Source organism: Micromonospora sp. WMMD736, from assembly GCF_049179015.1.
GTDB lineage: Bacteria > Actinomycetota > Actinomycetes > Mycobacteriales > Micromonosporaceae > Micromonospora.
On record NZ_JBMHMI010000153.1, the window covers coordinates 1 to 3,630 of the forward strand.

A 3,630-nucleotide genomic window follows, 5' to 3' on the forward strand; every position below is an offset into this window, starting at 1 on the left:
TCTCGGTGCTGGGCTACACGTCGTGGGGATGCATCGATCTGGTCAGCGCGTCGACGGCGCAGATGAGCAAGCGCTACGGGTTCATCTACGTCGACCGCCACGACGACGGATCCGGGACGTTGGCGCGCTACCCGAAGAAGTCGTTCGGCTGGTACCGCGACGTCATCGCATCCAACGGCGCCACCCTGCGCCGGCCGACGTGGGCCTCTTAGCCGTTCTCGACAGTCACGACGAAACCCCCCTCGGCCAGCGCCGCCAGCACCTCGTCTCGGTGATCGCGCCCGCGGGTCTCGACGGTCAGCATCACCTCGACCTCGTCGAGCGCCAACTTGGGAGCGGTCCGCAGGTGTACCACGTCCAGCACACTGGCCCCGCTCTCGCTGACCACACCCAGCAGCCTGCTGAGGCCACCGGGGCGGTCCGGAATGACCACCTTGACCGCGAGATAGCGGCCGGCGGCGCGCAACCCATGGTTGATCACATGGGTCAACACCAGCGGGTCGATGTTTCCCCCCGACAAGACAGCACACACCGGACCACGCAGATCGAGATCGGCCGCCGATGTCAGCAGCGCCGCAACGGCCGCCGCGCCGGCCGGTTCGACGATCAACTTGGCTCGCTCCAGGCATAGCAGCAGCGCCCGGGACAGCGCTTCTTCGCTGACGGTCCTGATCGAGTCGACGAACGCCCGCACCTGGCTGAACGGGACCGCGCCGGGCATCGGAACCGCGATGCCGTCGGCCATGGTCGACATCGAAGGCGCCCGCGTCGGCCTACCCGCGGTCAGGGATGCCGGCCAGGCCGCGGCGCCCTCGGCCTGCACCCCGATCACCTGGACCTGTGGCGCCAGGTAGTGCATCGCCGCGGCGATACCGGCGATCAGCCCCCCACCCCCGGTAGGCACCAAAATCGTTTCCACATCAGGGATCTGCTTCAGGATCTCCAGGCCGACGGTGGCCTGACCCGCGACGATGTCGGCGTGGTCGAATGGGTGAATCAACACGGCACCGTGCTGTTCGGCGAATTCGCCGGCCGCGTCCAGGGCTTCGGCGATGGTCGCGCCGACCAGATGGATCTGCGCACCGTAGGCCTTGGTGGCAACCAGCTTGGGCAATGCCACGTTGACCGGCATGAACACCGTTGAGTCGGTGCCTAATTCGGTTGCGGCCCAAGCGACCCCCTGGGCATGGTTACCCGCGCTGGCAGCGACCACACCGCGCGCCCGCTGCTCATCGGTGAGATTGGCGATCCGGTTGTAGGCCCCGCGCGGCTTGAACGACCCGGTGCGTTGCAGGTTTTCACACTTGAGCCAGGCCTGTTGGCCGGTCCGTTCCGAGAGCACCCTCGAGGCGATCATCGGGGTTTCGCGGATCACCGGCCCCAGCCGCTCGGCAGCGGCGTTGATGTGATCGAGGGTGATCAGGTCCGGGTCCACGCCTCTATGGTGGGGCATTTTCTCATTGCGGGTGGGCTGCCAGGTACTCACCGACGGGTATCGGCGCACTCGCCTGGTAGCCGATCGGCAGCAATACATCGCCTTCGGTCGTGCGGTAGTAGATCTCCCACCGGTGGTAGCCGGCGAACGCAGCGGGATCGGCGGCGATCGCCTCGGCGTAGTTGGTCACCGCATCGACGTAGAGATTGGAATTGTTGTACCGCCACAGTGCGCCGTCGCGGTTCTGGGCGAACCCGTTGGCGGCCAGATGACGACCCGCCGCCATGATGCTGTCGCGCGGCGAGTAGATGTCGCCGCCGTTGCCGTAGGCCGCGAACGTCGACGGCAGGAACTGCATCGGGCCCTGCGCGCCCGCGGTACTCACACCGACGATGCGACCGAACCCGGTTTCGATGAAGTTGACCGCAGCCAGGTAGTTCCAGCTGACACCGCTCGCCGCTTCGGCCTCGCGGTAGTACCCGAGGAGCTCGTCGGCCGGCCTCGGCGGCTCAATCCGCCAGGCCGGGACGGTGGCCTTCGTGTCGCTGGCGACCAGTGCGTCGAGTTGGTGTCGGGCCGCAATGTTGCGGTTGTAGTGGTCCAGCAGCGACGACGGAATGCGTGAGCGCACAACCGCTTCCGCTTCAGCGTTGCGTCCTAGCGAGCGGTAGGCGGCTTGTTGACGGCGTGCCGCCTCAGCCAGCGCCGCCTCCGACGCGGCGGTGTCGCGCAGCGCCAGTTCGTCGGCGATCAGGTCGTCGGCCAACTGTGCCGGGTCCGGCGCCAGCCGGGGCTGCGCACCCGTCGGCACAGGTGCCGGCGCGGGCGGGGCCGCCGGCGCCGGGGCGCTGGGTGCTGTCGCCGGTGGGGGTGGCGTCGGCGTCGCGACGGGTTCTGACCTGGCTTCCTCCGAGCAGCCCGCCAGCGCTACGACGGCGGCCGCGAACACCACCGCACCCCGACGCACCAGCGCACCGGGGTAGGCGAGATCGGACGTCATCGCTCTAAACCCCACTGGCCGAAGTCCGGCGCGAGCACGTCGTTCACGTCGACTGAAATTCCGTCGATGATGACCCCCGGGTCGGACGCGGTGACGATCTCGCGCTGAAAAAGCACCGCAGCCGGCTCCCGCTGCCCCTGCGACCATGCCCTGGTCTGCCAGGCCCACCGGTATCCCGGCGTGGTCGAGTGACCAATCACCCCGTCGTCGATCGCCCACGCGCATGTCCGGTTGGACCCGTAAACGCCGGTGCGCTCCACCCCCAAGACTGAGTTGATTCCTTGAAACCATTGCACTGCAAGGGAGTTCCAGGTATCCGCGTCGATGTCGTCGTCGACGCTGAAGAAGATCGGCGCTGAATCGGGTCCGCCGGCGGCCGCATGCAGCCGCAGCGCCGTCTGAGCGTCGTAGACACCGCCGTCGTAGCCCTTGGTGTAGTCCGACGGCGACTCCACCCAGCCGGGTTTGCCGTATTGGTAGCAGCTGGCAACGTGCAGCCCTTCGGCGCGCAACCCGTCGGTGTACTCACGAGTGACGGGCTTGAAGTCGAACGTTGCACCGGGCCGCAGTTCGGACACGTAGACCATTGCCCCGTCGTAGCCGGCCGCCTTGATCTGCGCCGGCGGTACCTGCAGCGTCGCGAAGTCGAGCACTTCCAGACCGGTGGCGGCGGCCTTCGGTGGACTGACCGCCGTGCCCAGACCCGTGCCCAGGCCAGCCAGCACTGCGGCAGCGCCGGGCAGCGCGTACTTGAGGACGTCGCGTCGTGAAACCCGTGTCATGACGGTTCAGCGTATCCCCGCCATGCCGCTGGCCGGAGAAAACCCGTCGATCAGCGACCGGCCTCGATGTCGGCCACCCGCGCCGCCGCCGCCGGTCCGCAGTCCGATTGCCGCTGCACCGGCCCGGAGGACAGCGCGGCGTCGATCCGCCGCGCGAGGTCCCCCGACGCAACATGGTCGTAGAGGTCGGCTCCCGGGCACGATGTCGAGGCGAAGTCTCGGTGCCCGCCAAGGGTGTCGCTGCCCACGTCAAACGTCTGGGCCGCCCAGGCGAACGCCAGTGCGGCGCTGTTCAACTGGGCCTCCGACACGGATTCTCGGTCGAAGTCACCCTCACATACGACCAGGAAATGACCGGCCGGGTCATAGCTGGTTGCGGTGTCGCCGGCCAGTTCGGGCGTGCGCAGTTCGTA

Annotated in this window: 5 protein-coding genes; 1 reads left to right on the forward strand and 4 read right to left on the reverse strand. The window is 67.9% G+C overall.

Annotated elements, in window-relative coordinates:
- Window positions 1–212, forward strand: a 212-nt coding sequence (locus ACN269_RS34950) for a family 1 glycosylhydrolase (protein ID WP_421477650.1), incomplete at its 5' end; no start/stop codon positions are given.
- Here the strand turns inward: ACN269_RS34950 and ilvA are convergent.
- The 4 genes from ilvA to ACN269_RS34970 all read right to left on the reverse strand — a co-directional run.
- On the reverse strand, window positions 209–1,435 hold the full coding sequence (ilvA, locus tag ACN269_RS34955; RefSeq protein ID WP_421477652.1) for a threonine ammonia-lyase: 1,227 nt from the start codon (window positions 1,433–1,435) through the stop codon (window positions 209–211). The two genes, ACN269_RS34950 and ilvA, sit on opposite strands and share 4 nt — an antisense overlap.
- Before the next feature lie 22 nt (window positions 1,436–1,457).
- Window positions 1,458–2,435: a transglycosylase SLT domain-containing protein gene (locus ACN269_RS34960; RefSeq protein ID WP_421477654.1), complete on the reverse strand. Its 978-nt coding sequence runs from the start codon at window positions 2,433–2,435 to the stop codon at window positions 1,458–1,460.
- Window positions 2,432–3,217, reverse strand: coding sequence for a DUF1906 domain-containing protein (locus tag ACN269_RS34965; protein WP_421477656.1), 786 nt, complete (start codon window positions 3,215–3,217; stop codon window positions 2,432–2,434). The genes ACN269_RS34960 and ACN269_RS34965 overlap by 4 nt, the downstream gene beginning before the upstream one ends.
- A gap of 50 nt (window positions 3,218–3,267) precedes the next feature.
- Window positions 3,268–3,630 (reverse strand): hypothetical protein (locus tag ACN269_RS34970; protein WP_421477658.1); only part of this gene is annotated, 363 nt, incomplete at its 5' end.